10 protein-coding genes are annotated in these 22,035 nt (G+C 69.3%); 6 read left to right on the plus strand and 4 right to left on the minus strand.

What is annotated here, in order from left to right; all coding sequences use genetic code 11:
• Positions 1–28 precede the first annotated feature (28 nt).
• A complete protein-coding gene (locus tag AC0NH5_RS18095) occupies positions 29–2,272 on the minus strand; it encodes a glycosyltransferase (RefSeq protein WP_474405133.1) in 2,244 nt (747 codons plus the stop codon).
• On the minus strand, positions 2,272–6,315 hold the full coding sequence (locus AC0NH5_RS18100) for an NB-ARC domain-containing protein (protein WP_474405135.1): 4,044 nt from the start codon (positions 6,313–6,315) through the stop codon (positions 2,272–2,274). Before AC0NH5_RS18100 ends, AC0NH5_RS18095 begins: the two co-directional genes overlap by 1 nt.
• A gap of 232 nt (positions 6,316–6,547) precedes the next feature.
• Here AC0NH5_RS18100 and AC0NH5_RS18105 point away from each other — a divergent pair, with 232 nt between their 5' ends.
• Positions 6,548–7,237: a hypothetical protein gene (locus AC0NH5_RS18105; protein ID WP_474405137.1), complete on the plus strand. Its 690-nt coding sequence runs from the start codon at positions 6,548–6,550 to the stop codon at positions 7,235–7,237.
• A gap of 69 nt (positions 7,238–7,306) precedes the next feature.
• Here the strand turns inward: AC0NH5_RS18105 and AC0NH5_RS18110 are convergent, their stop codons facing one another.
• A complete protein-coding gene (locus AC0NH5_RS18110; RefSeq protein WP_474405139.1) occupies positions 7,307–9,292 on the minus strand; it encodes a glycerophosphodiester phosphodiesterase family protein in 1,986 nt (661 codons plus the stop codon).
• A 223-nt stretch (positions 9,293–9,515) separates the two neighbouring features.
• Between AC0NH5_RS18110 and AC0NH5_RS18115 the strand changes: the two genes are divergently transcribed.
• From AC0NH5_RS18115 to AC0NH5_RS18135, 5 genes are all read left to right on the plus strand, one after another.
• On the plus strand, positions 9,516–12,224 hold the full coding sequence (locus tag AC0NH5_RS18115; RefSeq protein WP_474405141.1) for a DNRLRE domain-containing protein: 2,709 nt from the start codon (positions 9,516–9,518) through the stop codon (positions 12,222–12,224).
• 20 nt (positions 12,225–12,244) lie between these two features.
• On the plus strand, positions 12,245–19,018 hold the full coding sequence (locus tag AC0NH5_RS18120; protein WP_474405143.1) for a polymorphic toxin-type HINT domain-containing protein: 6,774 nt from the start codon (positions 12,245–12,247) through the stop codon (positions 19,016–19,018).
• A 64-nt stretch (positions 19,019–19,082) separates the two neighbouring features.
• Entirely contained in the window at positions 19,083–19,460 is a 378-nt protein-coding gene (locus AC0NH5_RS18125; protein ID WP_474405146.1) for a hypothetical protein, read from the plus strand.
• A 118-nt stretch (positions 19,461–19,578) separates the two neighbouring features.
• On the plus strand, positions 19,579–20,076 hold the full coding sequence (locus tag AC0NH5_RS18130) for a SigE family RNA polymerase sigma factor (protein WP_474405148.1): 498 nt from the start codon (positions 19,579–19,581) through the stop codon (positions 20,074–20,076).
• On the plus strand, positions 20,073–20,927 hold the full coding sequence (locus AC0NH5_RS18135; protein WP_474405150.1) for a hypothetical protein: 855 nt from the start codon (positions 20,073–20,075) through the stop codon (positions 20,925–20,927). Before AC0NH5_RS18130 ends, AC0NH5_RS18135 begins: the two co-directional genes overlap by 4 nt.
• Before the next feature lie 43 nt (positions 20,928–20,970).
• Here the strand turns inward: AC0NH5_RS18135 and AC0NH5_RS18140 are convergent, their stop codons facing one another.
• Positions 20,971–22,020: an aldose epimerase family protein gene (locus AC0NH5_RS18140; protein ID WP_474405152.1), complete on the minus strand. Its 1,050-nt coding sequence runs from the start codon at positions 22,018–22,020 to the stop codon at positions 20,971–20,973.
• Positions 22,021–22,035 lie beyond the last annotated feature (15 nt).

The raw sequence follows: 22,035 nt of genomic DNA on the forward strand, positions 1-22,035 counted from the left end.
GGCCCGAGGGCATGGCCACCGACGGCTTTCAGCGTCCGATGGCTTTCAGCAGCACGTCAGCGGCACCCGACCAGCTCAACCGGTCGGCGAGCCTCTTTCGCAGTTCCTCGGCCCGGACAAACGCGGCCTCGCTGTCGTGCAACGCCCGGTCGACAGCCCGCGCCCACGTGTCGGCGTCCTTGGCGAGATCGCCCTGCATGGGCACCACCCACTGCGCCGCCTTCTCCCGGCCCAGGATCTCGGCGAGCAGTTCACCGAGTCCGCTCTTCTCACTGACCAGGGCGGGAGTACCGGCCACGATCGCCTCGAGCCCGACCAGGCCGAAACCCTCGGTCCGCGACGGCATCACGAACAGGCTCGACCGTTCCACGTCGTCCGTCAGGGCTTCACTCACTCGGGTGTAATTGCGCGGCACGATCGCCAACCTCGGGGTGCCGGCCATCTCCCGCATCCACTCCAACTGTGACTCGCCGGTTCCTTCCGGCATGCCACGGATGACGAGCTCGATCTCACGCAGCCCTTGCTCGTGCCGCCAGTCGGCCACCTGTCCGCATGCACGCAGCGCGATATCCAGCCCTTTGAGCTTCTTGTCCTCCATCCGGCCCACCATCAGCACGGTGAGCGGGACGCCGTCGGGGACACGCCGGGGCCGAACGTCGGACAGGTCGAAACCGGGATCGAACCGGAGCGGCTCCACGTCGTCGCGATGCGACAGATAGCCCCGGTAGCGCCCGTGCAGGCGCGGTCCGACCGCTACCACCCGATGCGCCTTGCGGCCGAGCGCCAACTCGATCCGGGTCCGCGCCTCCGCGCTCTCGGCGATGTCGTCGGTCCGGTCGAGCTTGTGGAACTCGATCTCGTCGGGCGCCATGTGCACGAAGTGCAGGCGCAGCGCGTCCGGGAAGTGGTCCTCGGCCTGGATCAACGCTGCCGGGCCGGTGACCCGGCCGTGACCGATGATCACCGTCGGTGTCACACCTTCCGGCAACTCCGGCCGGCGCACGAGCGCGCTCGCCTCGAAAGCACCCGCGACCGGCTGGCGGCGAAGCAGGACGACCCCCTGTTCACCGGCCTCCGCGATCTCATCATCCGTCGCCTCCAGCACCATGCAGAAGACCCGCACGTCACGCATGGCCAGGCCGAGGCACAGGTGTCGGTTCAACGTACTCAGGCCGCCGTGCTGGGAACTCCACTCGGTTGCCACCACCAGGGCGACGCAGTCGACAGACGAGTCTCCGGAGGTCTCCGGGAGGTCGCGGGGCAGGGACCGAAGGCGGTCCGCGAGTTCGTCGGTGAAGAGCCGCAAGGTGCCGCCGGAGCGCTCGACGATCCCTGCCATGGATAGCTTCTGAACGTCGAACGGGTCGGCCCGTTCGACCGAGCCTGCGGCGATCGCGAGCAGGGCGGCGTGCCCGCGTCCGCCCGAGTCCGCGTCGACGACCTGGATCAAGCGATCGAAGTAGGAACGATAAGTGTCGCGTACCGCGTCGTCGGCGGCGGAAACGTCGATCGCGCCCTTCTCGAGGAAGCCCTCGACCACCTGATGGCACAGCACCGGCAGCAGGAACGGGTGCCGTCCCGAGCGGCTCATCAACTCGTCCGCCACGTCGGTGAGGTCAACGACCGGCTGTGCGCGTCCGATCAGCCGGGCAGCCTCGGTGGGCGTGAACATGCCGACGTAGCACCTCTCCGGGAGCACGCCGTCGAGCCGCGACCCGCCCGCGGCGTCGGTCTCGATCTCGACGATCGTCCGGCGGGAGATGGTGATCAGCCCGAGCGGATAGTCCGGCTCGCTCGCCAGCGAGCGGAGGAGTTGGAAGGCGGACAGGTGAGCGAGGACCAGCGGCGCCCGGTCGAATTCGTCGATCACCAGAAGGACGTGCCGCCCGTGCCGGCCGACTTCCCTGAACAGTGCGGTGACCGCGTTCTCCAGGTCGTACCACTCTCGCGCCGCGCGTACTGATTCCATGGCCGGGCCGAGTTCGGGCAGCCGGCCGGTCACCTCGCGAGCGACCGACCGGAAGAAGCCGAGCGCGGACGTGTGGCTGAGGACATCGGTCCGTACCACCAGGAGGTCATCGCGATCGATCAGAGTCAGCGCGTGCAACACCAGGCTCGTGCGGCCGGTGCGGTTGTACCCCACCACGCTCAGGTTCCCGGGTCGTCCGGGGTCCTGCCACACCCCGGTGATCTTCCGCAGCAGGGCCGGCCGGTTGACGAATTGCTCCCCGACCACGGGACGCCCGAGGAAACGGTACGGGTTGGAGCTCATCACAACCTCTCACTGGTTCCGAAGTACCGCCGCAGCCACGCCTCGTAGAGGCCGACCACCACGCGATAACTGCCGGACTCGTGCCGGATCACGTCGGTGGAGATGAGATGGTCGAACAGCGCTCCGGGCACATCCCCGCCGTAGCTGTACTCGATCTCGCGGAGCGTCGCCGGGTTGCTCCGGGAGGCGACCGAAACGGCGCCGACCAGCCGACGGGCCACATCTGTGTTCTTCGCCGGCTCAAGACTGTCGAAGTCCGCCGGAGTCAGCGTGTCCAGCCACGACTCCGTCACCCGCGTCACGTCCGTCTCGGTGACCAGGGCCGCATGCTCCGCGTTCATGTACTCGACGACCTTCGAGCAGAGCCGCTGGATGTAGTACGGGCTTCCACCGGTGAGCCGCAGTATCTCCGTGACCGCCCGGCCGTGGTAGCGCGTCCCGCCGTCGGGGAGAGGCACCGGCTCCTGGATCAGTGCGCGTGCCGATTCCTCGTCGAGGTAGGAAACGCGCTCGCGCGCGAAGACGTTGAACACGTTGGACTCCGCGTTGATCAAGTTTTCCAGCTCCGACTGTCCGACCAGCACTACGTGGAAGAGCCGCCGCTCGATGATCGCTTTGAACGCCTGCAGGAACGAGGAAGGAATCAGCCCCGCGCCGACCCACTGGTACAGGTACTGGACCTCGTCCATCAGAACCACCCAGGGTGGCAGGTCCGGGTGCCGGCGCCGGTGGTCCTCGATGATCCGGGTGCAGTCCTGCACGGGGTCGGGGCTGGTGATGAACGACTCGCGGTCGAAGCCTGGTGGAACCAGCGGAACCGCCGTGTCGATCCCACGCCCGGCACCGTCCAGGATTCGCCAGAGCAGCACGCCCAGCAACTGCTGATGAGTCTCGGATCGCCGTTGTGGAGTCAATTCCCCCAGGTTGCCGACGTCGATCACCGACAGGCCGTCGACCTCCCGCAGGAGACGTTGCACATGCAGGCGGATGGTGGACTTCCCGGTGCGCTTCTGACCGAAGATCGCGAAGCCGGTACCGGGTGACGTGGCGGTGCGCAAGTGCTCCCGAATGCGGTCGACCAGTTCGTCCCGGCCGTAGAACATCCGTGGATTGTCCACCGGACGACCCTGGGAGCCCGGCGAGAACGGGTTCGGAGCTATCTCCTCGAAGTCGTGGTCCACCGGGAACCACAGGTGCTCGGTCAGGCTGACGCCCTCGTCGAACGGCCGATAGGTGAGGGTGACGGCGACAGAAACGGCTTGGCCGTCGCCCTCGAGGAGGATCATCACAGTCTCGCTGTCCCCGCCGTGCAGGGCGCCGCGCAACGTGATCTCGTTCGCGGGCCCCGTGAACGCGGTTGATTCCGTTCTGACGGTCAAGGAGCCGGCTTCCAAGGGCGCCCTGCCATCCGCGTTGGCGACGCGAATCTGCACCGTCACCACACCGTCACGGCGCCTGGCGACGGGGAGTGCTGCCGCGATCTCCGGCTTCGGCGGAAAACTGGCGACCAACTCCCGTCGGGCACTGCCGGCCAGCGTTTCGATGATGTCGGCGGCCTTGGCAGCAAGCTCGACACCGAGCAAGGTGGGAGCGGCGCGTACTTCAGCGCGGACCGCCGATGCCAGGCGCTCCGCCTTCCGCAAGCCCGTGTCCTTCTCGTCGAAGCGCCACTCGGCATGAGCGGTGCGAAGGGTCCGCACCGCCTCGGTGAGCTCGTCAAGACTCCGGGCGCCGGTGAGCGTACTGCCGTACTCCGAGATCAGGTCGTCCGCTTCGCGCAGCGAGTCCGTGTCGAGGCTCAAGCGGTCGAGGATGCTCAGTTGGTAGAACAGCTTGCGGCGGTCGCGGCGCCATCGCTCGATGACCGGCGTCCAGTCCGCGGATTCCTCAGCGGTTGCCCCGGTGCTGGACCGCAGGAACCGCTTCTCGACAGCACTGAGTTCGTTGTCGTGGTGGATGGTGTCGAAGACGACCTGGGCGGCAACCTTGCTGATCGCCACCATCGGAACGACCTGTTCGAGGCCTCCCGGGCCCGCCCGCCGAACCAGCTCCAGCAAGGCCGGACCCACCTCACCGGTAGAGTCTCCCGTCGGGTGGCGTCCCAGATAGGTCAGGACCATGAACCGTATGTCGGCCTCGTTCTCCTCCTCGGGCTGGATCTCCGCGAAGGCGGCCAGGCAGAGATCCCGGGCGGACTCGCTGCTCTGCCTCTGCATGGCCAATGCCAGGGCGGTCAGCGCGGCACAGCGGTGTTTCCGGGCGCCTCCCTCCGACCGCGACGTGGTCGAGCGAGCCGCCGTCGCGAGCAGCCCGGCAGCGAACTCGCGGAGGCCCGCATCCGCATCGGGCCGGTGAGCGATCCGGCGCAACGCACTGAAGTGATCAACCTCGGTGTTCGGCTCCGGAGCCACGGGCCGCTCTTCGGCGCCGCCCGCCGTGTACAGATGCTCGACGAAGGCGGTCAGCGGGGACAGGTTGTCCGGATCGCCATGGGGGCGGGCAGACCGCCGGCGGTCCGTCAACGAGCGTCGTAACCGGGCGGCCAGCGGTGTGTCGACAAACGTCAGGTCATGGTCAGGTCCGAGCGGCCCGTCGAGATCCAGCCGCATCTGGAGCCACCGGATGTCGGTCGCCACGATCTCCGCCTCGTCCTCGAGACAGGCGGCGCGGAGGTGCCAGATCAGATGAGCGCGCATGTAGGTCTCCGAGGCGCCCAGCTCCCACCACGCGGTAACGGCCGGGCCGTCACCGCCGACCGACCTGGACGCGCCCGGCAACCGGCCGGCGACGGTGTCGAGCAGTACTCGATGCAGCCGCTGGAGCTCGCCCGGGCCCAGGCGGTCCAGCAGGTAGTCGCGGACGACGTCGTGCAGGTCGACATCGGCGTCGTCCTCGGAGCCGACCCGGGTGACCAGGGCGAGTTCATCGAGCCTGTTGCACAGCCGGCGGGTGTCCCGGACGGTGAGGCCACCGGTGCGCCGCCACAGACCCGCGGCCAGAGAAGCGTCGATGGGTTCACCCTCGGCGAAGACCGCGAGCTCAACGAATCGGTCCTGGTCTCGCTGGTCCAGCATCGTGATGCTGGCCTCGAGGGTTTCCGCCACCACACGGTAGCGGGCGGACGGGTTGTGGACGTCCAGGGCGCTCGTCCCGTGGCGTTGCATGTTCGCCATCACGCGCCGACCCGCCTCCATGACGTCGAGGCCCTTGCGATGGGTGTCGAGCAGAACGCGGTTCGTCAGGCGGAGCAGCAACGGCCACCGGCCGGCGAGCGCGATCAGGTCCTCGACCATCCCGGGGGAGAGTTGTGGGAGATCGGCCGTCAGTATCGACCGCGCCTGTTGCGCGAAGACCTGATCGAGAGAGATCACGACGGTACGGTCACTGCTGATCACCGGTCGCCGGGTCGTCACCAGTCGGGCACAGCGGCGACTCGCCGGAAATGCGTCGCGCTGATCTTCGGACCAGACGTCATCGAGGATCAGCAGGCGGTCGGGTCCCTTCGCCAGTATGCTCGCAAGGTATTCCGACGCCTCGGGAAGGTCGGTGAAGGGATACGCCGTGCCGGGCGCGATCGTCCGAATAAGATCATTGACCTTTTTCAGCAGCGGACCGTTCCGCGCGTCGACGCCAAGGCTGATCCAGTGGATCCGTCCGCGGAAGCGCCGAAGGATCCTGATGTCCGAAGCGACCAGACGAGCAATGGTGGTCTTGCCGAAGCCGCCCGCACCGTGCAGGGCGACCGTGGTGGTGCCGCCACGACGCCGCCGCAATGATCGGACGATGCGGTCCACCTCGACGGGGCGGTCGACGACCCATGGCTCTGGGCGCAGGGGAACCGGCACCTGCTCGATGAGCTCCTGGTCATACCGCCGTAACACGGTAATCGTCGCGCTCGCCGCTCCCAGGCCCGACACCATCACGGCGAACACCACCCACCAGGGGTGATCGGCCAGCAGCCGGGAGACCACCGGGATGTCCACGGAGATCACCAGGTAGTAGACACCGAACAGCAGGACGGAGAACACCACTGCCGCGCCCACGGGGACGGCTATCCGGAAGCGCAGCCCTCGCCGCATCATCACGGCCCTTCCCTCGGTGACCACCCATCCAACCCTGAAACAGGCGATTCGTCACCAGCCGAACGAGTGGTGGCACCCGGTCCGTCGGTGTCTTATGCGTCGGTGGCCGAAAGCTACCGGTGCCGTCCGCTCAGCTCGCGCTCCGTGATCAACTTTCGGCGGATGCCTGGACCGGCGTTCCTATCGTGGGACTGTGCAGCTCTCCGAGGTGAGCCTGATCGGCATCCGCACGTCGATCACGGTGTTCCGGCGGCGTGCGGGTGGGCTGCGGTTCGTGGTGATTCCGACCGTGCACATGGGACGGCGGGATTACTACCGGGCCATCGTGGAGCGGCTGCGGCCCTGTGTGGCGGTCGTGGCCGAGCAGTACGACGGGCCGAGTTCGGTCGGACTGGCGTACGTGACCGCGCTGCGCCTGACCCGGCAGCGGATCGGCCGGGACCTGGTGCACCAGGACATCGATTACGGAGCACTGGGCGTGCCGATCATCTTCCCGGATGGTGACGCGGGGATCGACGTGCCGGCGGATCGCAGCATGCCGCGGGAGTTGTGGGCGGACCTGGCGGTGCTGACGCCGGCGCTGGCGCTGGACATGGCGCTCGAGGGCCGGGACTACCTGAGCGGGCCGGGGCAGGACATCGACGGCGACAGTGAGCCGGTGTTCGGCAACGCCTGGCTGAACCGGAAGATCCTGATCGAGCGGGACGCGCGGCTGCTGCGGGTGCTGCGCGAGATCGACGGTGAGTTCGCCGGGGAGGACATGGAGGTCGCCGTGGTCTACGGGGCCGCGCACATGCCGGCAGTGGTCCGCGAGTTGACCGGCCCGCTCGGCTACCACGTGGCGCCGGGAGCGCGTTGGCTGACCGCCGTCGATTTCCGCTGAGCGGCGTACCCCCTTGGGGAAGAGCACGGTGAGGCGCGGCAAAGCGCGCCCCACCGCTGGAGCAGGCCGTCAGCGCAGGCCGTTGCGGACCGCGACGCTGATCAGCAGGTCCGGGTCGTCGGTGATGATGCCGTCCACGCCGAGGTCGATGACGCGCTGCATGACGGCGGCGTCGTTGACCGTGTACGGCACGACCTTGAGCCGGTACCGGTCCTGGAGGGTCGCGACCCGCGGCCCGTGGAAGTAGGCGGGGTTCTGCCGCAGGTACCAGTCGGTGTCGGCGACGACCGGCTGGTCCGGGTCGTGCACCTGCCAGTTCGCCGAGACGGTACGCGCGCCGGCGGCACGGACCAGGGCGCCGACGTCGCGGTGCCGCCACCAGTCGAGGCCGCCGGTCCACGGGCTCTTGACGCGCGGGTCGCCGTGGACGGCCTGCAGTGAGCACTCGTCGGCCAGGGTGGCGCACTCGGCCGGGCCGTACTGCCAGATCAGCGCGACCGTCTCGATCCGCCGGTCCAGGGTGCGGGCGTAGCGGATGGTCCGCCAGTCGAACGACTGGACGGTGACCCGGTGGACGAAACCGGTGCGCTGGATCTCGCGGACCAGCTTGCGGGTGAAGACGTCGTACGGCGCGGTGTCGGCGGCCACCGGGCTGATCTTGGTCTCGATGTTCAGCCGGATGTCGTCGCGGCCGCTGTCGCGGACCAGCTTCAGCACCTCGCCGAGGGTGGGGATGCGCGCGCCGGGGACGGCGACCTGCCGGGGGAACTCCGGCAGCGTCCTCGATCCGCAGTCCAGGGTCTTGATCTGGGCCAGGGTCAGGTCGTGGACGGCCTTGCCGACGTGCGCGCCGGTGCAGTGGGTGCCGCTGATCGTGCGGTCGTGGATGACGACCAGGTGGCCGTCCCGGGTGACGCCGGTGTCCAGTTCGAGGGTCGAGACCGCCGGGTCGCGCAGGGACCGGGCGAACGCCGGCAGCGTGTTCTCCGGCAGCGTGGCCCGGCCGCCGCGGTGCGCCTGCACGTCGAACGGTGACGGGTACGCGCGAGGCTTCACGGTGAGCAGGCCGCGCAGCCGGTCCGGGTAGTCGGTGATCAGGCCGTCCACGCCGTCGGCGATCAGCTTGCGCATGGTGGGCACGTCGTTGACGGTCCACGGCACCACCTTGATGCCGTTGGCGTGCGCGTGCTCCACCATGGCCCGGGTGACGTACGGGCGGTAGCCGGCGTCGGTGACCGTGCCGTTCTGCGGGAAGCCGTGCACCGGCGAGAACGTGGTGACACCGAGGCTGCGGACCGCCTTGACGGGGTCGCCACCGAAGTCGTCGATGTCCAGGCCGCCCAGCCAGGGCGAGGCGCCGGGCTGCCCGGTCTGCAGGAAGTCGTAGTTGGTGAGCGCCACCAGCGGCAGCCGCGGCTCGACCCGGCGCATCAGCTTGAGCGCGCCCCAGTCGAAGCTCTGCACGGTGGCCTGCCGCAGCATGCCGGCCTTGCGGATCTCGGCGGCGGTGATGCGGACGAACTGCTCGCGGGGCGCGGTCTCGGTGGGCGCGCCCGCCTCCACCTTGGTCTCGACGTTGAGCTTCACGCCGTTCGCCCCGTATCGCTTGACCAGCGCGAACACCTCGCGCAGCAGCGGCATCCGGGCGCCCGGCACGGCGAGCTGGCCGGGGCGGTCGGCGAGCGTGCGGGAGCCGCAGTCCAGGGTGCGGACCTGGGCCAGGGTCAGCGTGTTGACGTACTTGCCGACGTACGGGAACTCCGGGTCGCCCGGAACGGCGGGCGCGGTGTCGGCGCACTTGGCGCCGCTGACCCGGCGGTCGTGGGTGACCACGGCCTGCCGGTCCTCGGTGATCTGGACGTCCAGCTCCAGCGTGGACACGCCGAGCTGGAGGGCGTTGCCGAACGATGCCAGCGTGCTCTCGACCCGCAGGCCGAGGCCGCCACGGTGCGCCTGCAGATCGAAGCCGCCGCCGCGATGAGCGGCGGCCGCGGCCGGTGCGGTCAGCGTGCCGGCGATCAGGAGCGCCGCGGCGCCCACTCGAATTCCCCACATGGGGGGTCAGCCTGTGTCCTTGGGGAGGCCGTGGGTGGAGCGCAGGGATACATCGGGGTGAATCGGTGGCAACGGTCAGGCGATCGATAATCGTCACCGTTCGGGCCTGTTCAGAGCGTGATCAGTGCGCTACTTTCATCCCGGCCGGGGCTCCTACTCGCCGGTAATCACGGGGGTGTGGGTCGGTGGCGGCTGTTTTCCGACCGACTGGCGAGGTTTCCGCATGCCTGCGTTCACGTCCACTGTGGATCGACTTCGAGCTCTCACCGCGGCCACTGTCGCGACCGCGCTGACCGCGCTGCTGCCCGTTCCTGCGCAGGCCGCGGAGCCGGCCGGGCAGACCCCCAGGAACGACACCACGGGGGTACGCCAGGAGGTCGCCTCCGCCCGCACGGAGTACGACACCGTCTACGCGAACCCCAACGGCACCACCACCCGGGTGATGTCCGCGGTCCCGGTCCGGGCACACCGCGACGGCGCCTGGCGCGCCATCGACACCACCCTGGAGAAGCGCGCCGACGGCACGATCGGCCCCCGGGCCACGGTGCTGGACGTCGCGTTCTCCGGCGGCGGCGGCCAGCCTCTGGTGGACGTCGACGGCGCGATGACCCTCGTCGCGCCCTGGCGGCTGCCCGCCCCGCGCCTGGCCGGCGACACCGCCACGTACCCCGAGGTGCTGCCCGGCGTCGACCTGGCGATGAAGGCCGAGCCGGAGGGTTACCGCGAGGTCCTGGTGGTCAAGAACCGGGCCGCCGCCGCCAACCCCGCCCTGCGCGAGCTGCGTTTCGCGCTGAAGGCCCGCGGCGTGACGGTCAAGCGCACCGCCGGTGGCGGCCTCAGCGCGGCCGACAAGTCCGGCGACGAGCTGTTCGCGGCCGCCCCGCCGACGATGTGGGACTCCTCGTCCGCCGCCGGCGCGAGCGAGACCGGCTCCGGCGCCACCTCGATCAGCGGGCCGGTCGAGGGTGACCGGGTCGCCACCATGGCGCTGACCGTCGACCCCGGCCGGATCCGGGTCCGGCCGGTCACCGACCTGCTGACCTCGCCGTCGACCCGGTTCCCGGTCTACATCGACCCCGCCATGGGCGCCACCCGCACCCAGTGGGCGATGGTCAACCGCACCTACCCGGGCACCAGCTACTACAAGTGGGGCAACGGCAGCAACGACAACGGCGAGGGGATGGGTTACGTCAGCACCGCCGCGGACGGCACCCACCTCAAGCGGCTGTACTACACCTTCAACACCACGAACCTGCGGGTGACCGGCCGGACCATCGTGTCGGCGAAGTTCAGCGCCTTCCAGACCTGGTCCTACAACTGCACCGCGGCCGGTGTCGAGGCGTGGCTGACCAACGGTTACTCCAGCAACCTGACCTGGAACAACCAGCCCAGCTGGGTGGGACCGCACACCCAGCGCAACGCCCCGAAGTACGGCCGGCCGGACTGCACGCCCGGCGGCGCCTGGGTCGACTTCGACGTGCGCAACCAGGTCATCGCCTCGCAGCTCAAGTCGTGGTCGACCACCACGATCGGGCTGAAGGCCACCAACGAGGGCACCAGCCCGGGCTGGCGCCGGTTCAAGAACAACGCCACCCTGACGATCGAGTACAACACCTATCCGAACGTGCCGTCGTCCCGGACGATGATCGCGCCGACCACGTCCTGCAACGGCAACGTCCCCCGCGGCGACCTGCCGATCATGCAGACCACGGTCAGCGACCCGGACCCGGGCGACCAGGTGCGGGCCCGCTTCCAGATCTTCCGCAGCGGCCAGAGCACGCCGCACTGGACCAAGACCACCGCGCTCGGGACCAGCGGCGTCACCTACCGGGAACAGATGCCGGCACTCGCCGACGGCATGTGGACGTGGCGGGCGCAGAGCATCGACAAGGGTGGGCTGGAGAGCGCCTGGACCTCGCTGTGCAACGTGACGGTCGACGGCTCGGCGCCGGTGCCGCCGCTCATCTGGTTCAACGGCGGCGACCTGTCGGTCGGCAGTGACCTGGACTTCCAGTTCACCACCAACGGCGCCCCCGACGTGGTCAGCTATCGCTACGCGGTCAACGGCGACGTGCCCACCTCCGCCTCGATCAACGTGTTCGACGGCCGGGCGAAGGTGCGCGTCGACGCGTTCGGGCCGTTCACCATCCGGGTCTGGGCGTACGACGCGGCCGGCAACCGCGGCGCCAGCGCCGCCTGGCCGCCGGAGGACCCGCTGATCATCGGCGCCACCGACGTGCTCGACTGGTGGCGGATGAACGAGGCCGCCGGCACCGCGGCGGGCAACCTCAAACGCGCCGGCAACCCGATGGCGTTCAGCGGCACGGTCGGCTGGGAGGCCGACTCGTGGGCCGACAGCGGCGCCGCGGTCACGATGGGCGCCGCCTCGGCCGGTGTGGCCGCCGGCGGGGGAGGCCCGGCCGCGGGCAGCCACTTCACCACCTCGGCCTGGCTGAAGACGAGCGCGGCCGGCGGCACCGGCAAACGGGTCGCGGTCAGCCAGGACAACGGCACCAACGCGGCCTTCGCCCTCGGCGTCGAACGCAACCCCGGTGAGACCGTCGACCGGGTGGTGGCGACGCTCTACAAGCCGGACGGCACGGTCGGGCTGCGCGTGCCCAGCTCCCTCGAGGTCGAGCCTGGGCAGTGGGTGCACGCCACCATGACCCGCACCAACCAGCAGGACGGCACGGTCGTGCTCGGCCTGTGGGTCACCGATCCGGCGGCCGGCGAGACCATCGCGAACCAGTCGACCGAGGAGATCACCGGCGGCGCGCTGGCCGCGTCGCCGACCGGCGTGGTGCGCCTCGGCGCCGAACGCAAGGCCGGCGCCCTGACCAGCTACTTCGGCGGCGCCGTCGACGAGGTGGTCACCGCGAAGGGTCCCTTCGACGATCAGCAGCGCTCCTTCTGGCGCAAACCGGTCATCTGACATCTGAGGCGGGGGACGGCATGCGGAAGCAACTCTTTCGGCTGCGCAGAGGGTCAGCGGTTCTCGCCGGAGGCCTGGCGCTCGCGGTGACCGCCGGGCTGCTCAGCCCGGTGCAGGCGGCGCCGCCGGACTACGACGGCCCGAAGGCGCAGCGCACCACCAAGGTCCCGGTGGCGCCGGTCGCGTCCGAGGCGAAACCCGCCGAGGCGCGGTCCACGCCGCCGGACCTGCCGGCGGTGCGCTGGCCGGCGGGCGGCGAGGCGGAGGTCACCCTGCCGGCCGCTGCCGCGAGATCCACGGGGCCGGCTCCGGCCGCTTCGTGGGTCCAGGCCGAGGATCTTCCGGTACGCGTGAAGCAGGCCGCCGTGGACCCGGCGCGCACTGTGCGCGTACGCCTGCATGGTCGTGATGCCGCGCAGCGGATGGGTCTCGACGGCCTGGTCGTGCAGCTGTCCCGAACCGATGCGACCAGAACCGGGGCGACCAGGACCGGCCAGGTGGGGGTCGCCGTCGACAGCACGGAGTTCGCCGGGGCGTTCGGCGGTGGCTGGGCCGACCGGTTGCGGCTGGTGACCGTGCCGGAGTGCGCGCTGAGCACCCCGCAGCTGGCGCAGTGCCGCCGCGCCACCCCGGTCGCCGGTTCCCAGGTCGACAGCAAGGGCATCGCCGCGGGCACCGTCGCGGCGTCCTCGGTCGTGGTGCTCGCCGCCGGCGTGTCCGGCTCCTCCGGCGACTACTCCGCCTCGTCGCTGGCCCAGTCGGCGACCTGGAGCGCCGGCACCCAGAGCGGCAGCTTCACCTGGTCGTACCCGCTGCGTGTGCCGCCCGCGGTGGGCGGTCCCAGCCCGCAGCTGGGGATCAGCTACGACTCCGGCTCGGTGGACGGCAAGTCGGCCGCCACCAACAACCAGCCGAGCTGGCTCGGTGAGGGTTTCGAGCTGGGCGCCGGCGGGTTCATCGAGCGCCGCTACGTGTCCTGCCAGGAGGACATGTCCGGAGGCAACAACAGCACCAAGACCGGCGACCTGTGCTGGAAGACCGACAACGCGACGCTGTCGATGGCCGGCATGGGCAGCGAGCTGCTGCTGCTGCGCAACACCACGAACTCGTGGAAGCTGAAGAACGAGAACGGCGCCCGGATCGAGCGGCTGTTCAACGCCACCGGCAGCCCGGACAACAACGGCGAGTACTGGAAGCTGACCACCGCCGACGGCACGCAGTACTTCTTCGGCAAGAACAAGCGGTACGCGTCCGACCCGCTCAGCTCGAACGCCACGCTGACCGCGCCGGTCGCCGGCAACCACAGCGGTGAGGACTGCAACGCCGGCACCTTCACCGCGTCGTTCTGCCAGCAGGCCTGGCGGTGGAACCTCGACCACGTCGTCGACGTGCACGGCAACTCGATGAGCTACTTCTACACCAAGGAGACCAACCGGTACGGCAAGGAGGCGGCCACCAAGGTCGCCGACTACGACCGCGGCGCCTACCTCAAGGAGATCCACTACGGGCAGCGCAGCGGTTCCGAGGGCACCGTGCCGCCGGCCAAGGTGGAGTTCGAGGTCGCCGAGCGCTGTGTGCCCAGCGGCGCCATCACCTGCGCCGAGAGCCAGCTGACCAGCGCCAACGCCGCGCACTGGCCGGACGTGCCGTTCGACCAGATCTGCGCCGCCACGGCGGCGTCCTGCCCGGACCGCGGCTCGCCGTCGTTCTTCACCCGCAAGCGGCTGGTCAAGGTCACCACCAGTGTCCTGTCCGCGTCGAACGCGCCGGTCCCGGTCGACTCGTGGAGCTTCGCACAGGGCTTCCCGGCCACCCCGGACTCGTCGCCGAAGGGCCTGTCGCTCAACGGCATCACCCACAGCGGGCACGTCGGCACCGCTGTCACCATGCCGCCGGTCACCTTCGGCTACGAGATGCTGCGCAACCGCGTCGAAGGCTTCATCGACGGCCCGGTGATGTGGAAGCCCCGGCTCAACCTGGTCCGCAACGAGACCGGCGGCCAGACCTCGGTGGTCTACGAGACGTCCGGCGTGTGTCACGCGTCGAGCAACCCGCCCGGGGCGCCGGCCACCAACACGAAGAAGTGCTTCCCGTCGTACTGGACGCCGGAGGGCGCCTTCGAACCGACGCTGACCTGGTTCCACAAGCACGTGGTCCGCCAGGTCAACGAGAAGGACCTGGTCGGTGACGCGGTCGACACCGTCACCACCTACACCTACAGCGGCGGCGCCGCCTGGAAGTACGACTCCAACGAGCTGACCCGGGCCAAGTACCGGACCTGGAGCGACTGGCGCGGGTTCGAGACTGTCGACACGGCCCGCGGCTCGGACGCCGGCACCACCATCCTCGAACGCCGCAAATACCTGCGCGGCATGCACGGCAACCGCAAGGCGGACGGCACGGCTGACTCGGTGTCAGTGGCCGACAGCAAGGGCGGCACGACGGTCGACCACGACCGGACCAACGGCACCGTGCTCGAGGAGACCAGCTTCAACGGCGCCACGGTGCTCGCCATCACCATCAACAAACCGTGGATCAGCGCGGCCACCGGCACCGCCGCGAACGGCGAGACGTCGACGTTCACCGGGCCGGGAGTGGCCACCACGTACACCCGCCTGCTGCCCGGCACCGGCGAGCGGACCACCCGGGTGACGGTCACCAACGACGGCACGTACGGCATGACCACGCAGGTCGACGACGAGGGCGATCTGAGCACGACCGCGGACGACCGGTGCACGCGTACGTCGTACGCCCGCAACACCACCGCCTGGCTGACCGGAACGGTGAGCTCCCAGCAGACCGCCTCGGTGAAATGCTCGCAGACGCCCACCGGGGCGCAGATCCTCACCGAGACCCGCAGCCTCTACGACGGCGGGGCGTTCGGGGCGGCGCCGACCCGCGGCATGATCACCGAGACGCAGGCGCGCTCGGACACAGCCGGCACCTTCGTCACCCGGGCCAAGGCGACCTACGACAACCGGGGCCGGGTGGCCACCTCCAGCGACGCCCTCGGCAAGACCACCCAGACCAGTTATCAGCAGCGCGCCGTCACCGGCCAGACCTACACCGGCGGCCTGGTCTCGGTGACCACCACCGACCCGCTCGGCTTCAAGGCCACCACAGCGGTCAACCCGGCCTGGGGCATGCCGGAGACCGAGACGGACATCAACAACAAGGTGACGTCGCTGGCGTACGACGGGCTCGGCCGGCTCACCGCGGTCTGGCTGCCCACCCAGCCCAAGGGCACCGCGTCGAACCCGAACCCGCCGAGCATGCGGTTCAGCTACACCCTCAGCAACACGGCGCCGGCCGTGGTCAAGACCGAGGAACTGCGCAGCATCGCCACCGGCACCCCGTCGTACATCACCAGTTACGAGCTGTTCGACGGCCTGCTGCGCCCGAAACAGACCCAGGCGCCGGAGGCCGGCCCGGACGGCGGCCGGATCGTCAGCGACGTCGAGTACGACTCCCGTGGCCTGACCATCAGACGCAACGGGCCGTACTACGCCGACGGTGCGCCGGCCGGCTCGCTGGTGCGCATCACCGACGTGCAGAAGCAGGTCTCCAACGAGATCACGTACGACCGGGCCGCGCGCCCGACCAGGGAGCGGTTCGTCTCCGCGGGCGTCGAACGGTACGTCACCACCACGTCGTACGGCGGCGACTTCGTCACCGTGGACCCGCCGGACGGCCAGACGCCGACGACCGCGTACAGCGACGCCCGCGGCAAGACCACCAAGATCTGGAAGTACAACGGCGACAGCCCGGCCGGAAGCTACGAGGAGACCACCTACTCGTACTACCCGAACGACCAGATCCAGCAGATCCGCACCGCCGGCGGCGCGAAGTGGGACTACCGGTACGACTTCCGTGGCCGCCTGATCGAGTCCGACGACCCGGACAAGGGCGTCACGGTCAACACCTACGACGCCAACGACCGGGTCGTCACCACCCGGGACGCGCGCAACCAGACGCTCTGGACCGGGTACGACGACCTGGGCCGGGTGACCGAGACCCGCAAGGACAGCGCCTCCGGCGCGCTGCTCACCAAACGCGTCTACGACACCCTGGCCAAGGGCAAACCCACCTCGTCGACCCGGTACGTCGGCACGAACGCGTACGTCTCCGAGATCACCGGCTACGACAACGCGTACCGGCCGACCGGCGCCAAGACCGTGATCCCCACCGTGGAAGGCGCGCTGGCCGGGACGTACGCCTCCGAGCTGACCTACAACGACGCCGGCAACGTCACCCAGATGAAACTGCCGGCGGTGCCCGGCATGGCCGCCGAGACCCTGGAGACCATCTACGACGACCGGCTCGCCCTGCCGGCGAACCTGTCCAGCAACAACGCCGGGGTCGGCTCGGTCGTCAACGGCGTCATCCGCTCACCGTTCGGTGAAGGCCTGATCGTCGGGCTCGGCATCCCGGACAAGGCGGTGTGGTTCGGGTACTCCTACGAGGAGGGCACCCGCCGCCTGATCGGCACCACGGTGCAGCGCGAGACACAGGGCGGGCCCACCGACGTGTCGCTGCGCTACGACTACGACAAGGGCGGCAACGTCAAGTCGATCGCGGACACCCCGACCGCCGCCGGCTCGGCCACCGAGACCCAGTGCTTCCGGCACGACGGCCAGGCCCGGCTGACCGAGGCGTGGACCCAGCCCACCGGGTGCGCCGCGACACCGGCGATCGGCAACGTGGGCGGACCGGCCGGATACTGGCATTCGTACACGTACGACGCCCTCGGCAACCGGAAGACCGAGACCCAGCACACCATCTACGGCGACATCCAGCGGGCGTACACCACACCGGCGCTCACCGCGACCGGCAAGGGCCGCCCGCACGCGCTGACCCAGGTCGTCACGACACCGCCGGCCGGGGCCGCCACGACCGTCGCCTACGGGTACGACAACGCCGGCAACCTGACGTCCCGCAACACCAGCGGCCCGGCCACCTCGTCGGAGGCCTTCAACTTCAACGCCGAGGGCCGGCTGGAGTCGACCACCAAGGACAGCGTGCAGAACAGCGCGTACGTCTACGACGCCGACGGCAACCGCCTGATCAAGAAGGAGAACGGCAAGGCGGTCCTCTACGTCGACGGCACCGAGGTGGAACTCACCACCGCCACCGGCGCGCTGACCTCCACCCGCTACTACCAGTTCGACGGCCGGACGGTCGCCACCCGGCAGAGCAACGGCGGGGGAGTGCGCCTCCAGTTCGGCGACCACCAGGGCACCGCCATCTGGTCGGTGGACCGCGACACCACCGGCAACGTCCAGCGCCGCCGCTTCACCCCGTTCGGCGCCGACCGGCACGGCTTCACCCCGCAGCCGTTCACCAGCACGAAGGGCTTCGTCAACGGCGACCGGGACGCGGCCACCGGCCTCACCCACCTGGGCGCCCGCGAATACGACCCGGCGATCGGCCGCTTCATCTCCGTCGACCCGGTGATGAACGCCGCCGAACCACAGACGATGAACGGGTACGCGTATGCCCGCAACAACCCGTCGACGCTGAGCGACCCGACCGGCCTGTACGCGGTGTGGGACTCGAAGGGCGGCTACACCTGCTACGGACCGTGCGGCTCGCCCGCGCCGTGGGAGGACAGCTACAGCCCCAAGCAGGACCACAAGGTCCGGTACGGCGGCTCCGAGTACAGCAAGCAGAACGCCGGCCGCGACGTCCGTAGCGGCGGCAACGCGAAGGAGCAGCAGGCCCGGCGCCAGGTGCAGCAGGCCGAGCAGAAGCAGGCCGAGTACAAGCAGAAGCTGATCAAGGCGGCGAAGCAGATCGGCAAGATCCTCATGGACGAACTGGGGATCACCGCCGCCTTCGACTGCTTCACCAGAGCAGACATCGGGGCTTGCGCGGAAACTGCCCTGAACGTGTTGCTCTCGGTCGTCGCCGGTGCAGGCGCCAAAATCATCGCGAAGTACGGTTTCCGTTGGAAAGACGGCGCCCGTCTGATAAAGACCCTGAAACGGCTGGGCAGTGAGGCCTGGGACGGCATCGGCGGGTTCCTCGAATGGGGCGGTAAGGCCAAGAAGGCCAAGCGGGAACTGGCTGAAGCCGGCGCGAGTTGCCGCAGAAAGAGCAGCTTCACCCCTCACACCCGAGTACGCCTCGCCGACGGCACCTCGAAACCGATCAGCAGGTTGAAGGTCGGCGACAAGGTCCTGGCCACGAACCCGGTCACTGGGGAGACCGCCGCCAAGGCCGTGCTCGCCCTGCGCCGGAGTTCCGGCAAGAAGGAGCTCGCCACTGTCACAGTCGCTACCGCGGCCGGGGCGAAATCTCTCGTCGGGACCGCCAACCACCCGTTCTGGCAGGAGAACGACCGCCGCTGGACCGAGGCCGAGGACCTGCGGCGCGGCGACACTCTCTACCTGGCCGATCGCACCACCGCACGGGTCACCGGCGTCCGGACCTTCACCCGGCCCCAGACGGTTCACAACCTCACGGTCGCCGACTTCCACACGTACTACGTGCTTGCCGGTAACACCCCGGTCCTGGTCCACAACGACGATGGCTTCGACTGGGATGCCGAGGAAAAGAAACTCGTAGAGTCATGGGATCCCGGATCAGCTGACGACGACGGATACAACGCGCCTCGGGGAAATCAGGCCGAGAACAAGCAATTCGAAGACGCGCTGCAGGAGATCAAGCGCCGCACCGGTCGGGATATCACGCCGGCGGAACGTCGCGCGTTGCACGATAGAATCACGGGACAGGGATATGACTACCACCGAATCGTTAGCGAAGGCGAAGGGTTGTTCGGGTCCTGTGATTGATGCGGAGTCGATCCGTGCGCTGTTGATCGGCGCGACTGTCCGAAGCTTGGGCCGTGCTACTGGCATGGGCGTTCTGGAACTCGTCGGAAAAGGAGGCGAGGCCGTCGGTGTCCACCTCCAATGTCCCTTCCGAGTACAGCGGAGCGATGCCGTGATCGTCGGTTCCAGGGACATGAACTTCGCGCTCAAGGGGCGTCAGTCGGAGGCCTTCGAAAATTTTTCGACGGTCTTCGATGACCGGGCCGGGCGCTTGACGGCAATCCTGGGCCACCGTCGGCCGGAAGTGGAAGACGTGACGGTGGGTGACCTGGGTGACCTCGTGATCGCTTGGCTCCCCGATTACTCGCTCAGAACCTTCGTCGACACCTCCGGGAGGCTCGAGTCATGGCGTGTCCTGGTCAGAGGCGGCGAGCATCATGTCTTCCCGGTCGAGTGCTCATAGGCGGTCCTCGCTGCTGGCCCTTGAGGGCGACGCCATAGTTCTCGGCCTGAACCGATCGGGGCATGCAACCTCCTCGCTCACCTGCTTCGTCGTGTCAGGGGGAGCCTGAGGAGGCACGGTGAAGCAGTCCGACGAGGACGAGTTCCGGGCGTTCGTCACCGTTCGTATGGAGCGGTGGCGGCGTGCGGCGTACCTGCTGTGCCGGGACTGGCACACGGCCGACGATCTGGTGGGCACGGCCGTCGGCAAGCTTTACCGGCGCTGGGCGATGGTGAGCGCGGCGGAGAATCCGGAAGCCTATGCGCAGCGGGTGCTGACCACGGCGTGGCTGGACGAACGCCGGCGGCCGTGGCGGCGGGAGCATCCGGCTGAGGTGTTGCCGGATCCGGGGCAGATGGAGCCGGACCGGTCCGGGGACCGGGATCAGCTGAGCCGGATGCTTGCTCACCTGGGGCCGCGGCAGCGGGCCGTGGTCGTGTTGCGCTTCTACTTCGACCGGTCGGTCGAGGAGACCGCGGAGCTGCTGGGCATCTCCGAGGGGACCGTCAAGAGTCAGTCGGCGCGGGCGCTGGAGTCGCTGCGTGCCCTCACCTGCGCCGCGGGGAGCCCGGAATGAACCAGGAAGTGCTCGACCAGCTCATCGGGGCCACGCCACCGTCCACGGTCGACGTCGATCGCATCATCGTTCGGCAGCGGCGCCGCCGGCGGTTTCGGCACGTGGCGGCGGGTGGTGGGACCGCTACGGCGGTGGTTCTGGCCGTCATGCTCGGGATGAGTCTGGCCGGTGGCCGGCTGCCGCGGGACGTGCCCGTGGCGACCACACCGTTGAGCCCGGCCTCCGCCGGGCCCGGGACGTCCGCCTCCAGCAGCGCGGGCGGGACCGAAGAGGAAGGCGCCGGGTCCGTGAAACAGGTGACCGTGGAGACCGGCACCGAAGCCGGCCGCCGGCGCACCCTGACCTGGCTGCAGGGCGCGCTGGAGAAAGCCGTCCAGAAGCACGCGCCGGGTACCCGGTGGATCTACATGCCGGACGTGCCGGGGGAGAAGCGCACGCCGGACGGTCACCCCACCATGTGGGTCGACACCGAACCGACGGCTTTCAACGCCCGGTCCGGTGTCACCGCCGGCGGGGAGAGAGGTGGCTTCTATCTCACCCTGCGCCCCGCCGGCTGCTCGGACGGTTTCGGCTGCTCCCCGCTCCACGAATGCGAGAAGAGCGGCCCGGACTGCACGAGCACCCGCACGGCGTCCGGTCTGGAGCTGGTGCGCTGGGTCGAGAGGCCGGGCAAGAGCTGGATCTTCTACGGCGTGGACGTCAGGCTCGCCGACGGGATTCACGCGCTCCGGCTGCTGGCGGTCAACTATTTCGGCGGCGATGGCGAGCCCGCCAGCGCGCCGCGGCCCGTCCTCAGCCGCGCCGAACTGGACCGGGTGGTCACCGACATCGCCGACCGGATCACCCGCTGACACCCGACGCCGGCCGACGACGAACGCCGGCCGGCCGGCAAGGTCAGCTGCTGACGCCGAACTCGAGGACCGTCGTCGACCGGTAGGTCTCGCCGGGACGCAGCACCGTCGACGGGAACGACGGGTGGTTGGGGGAGTCCGGGAAGTGCTGGGTCTCCAGCGCGAACCCGTCACCCTGCCGGTAGACCCGGCCCCCGGTCCCCGCGAACTTCGCGTCCAGGAAGTTCCCCGAATAGAACTGCACACCAGGCTCGGTGGTCCGCACCGTCAAGGTGCGGCCGCTCACCGGTTCCACGACGTGGGCGGCCTCCCGGAGGCCGTCGCCGCGGAGCACCCAGTTGTGGTCGTACCCCTGCCCGCGCAGCACCTGCTCGTCGCCCTCCCGGATCCGCGCGCCGATCGGTGTCGGGGTCCGGAAGTCCAGCGGGGTGCCCTCGACCGGTGCGATCTCGCCGGTCGGGATGGCGGTCTCGTCAACCGCTGTGAAACCGTCGGCGTCGAGCCGCAGCACATGCCCGTAGACGTCGCCCGAACCTTCGCCGGCCAGATTGAAATAGCTGTGGTTGGTCAGGTTGACCACGGTCGGGGCGTCGGTGGTCGCGGTGTAATCGATGCGGAGCGCGTTGTCGCCGGAGAGCGTGTATTCCACGGTCACGGTCAGCGCGCCCGGATAGCCCTGGTCGCCGTCGGGGCTGACGAGCGACAACCGGACGCCGTCCGCGATCGCCGTCGCCTTCCAGATCTGTTTGTCGAATCCCGTCTCGCCACCGTGCAGGCTGTTCGGCCCGTCGTTGACCGGCACCTGGAAATCGCGCCCGTCCAGCGTGAACCGCCCCTTGGCGATGCGATTCCCGTACCGCCCGATGAGCGCACCGAAATAGGGCCCGGGATTGTCGAGATAACCCTGCAGCGTGCCGAATCCGAGGACCACATTGGCGTTCCCGCCGTCGCGCCCGGGCACCTCGACAGACTGCAGGATCCCGCCGTAGGTGAGCACCCGCACCACCATGCCACTGCTGCTGACCAGGGTATATCGGTCGACGTCACCATTGGCCGCGGCGCCCCACGGCTCGCTCACGATCTCGTTTGCCACGACCGCACACCCTAC

Source organism: Actinoplanes sp. 13, from assembly GCF_056134165.1.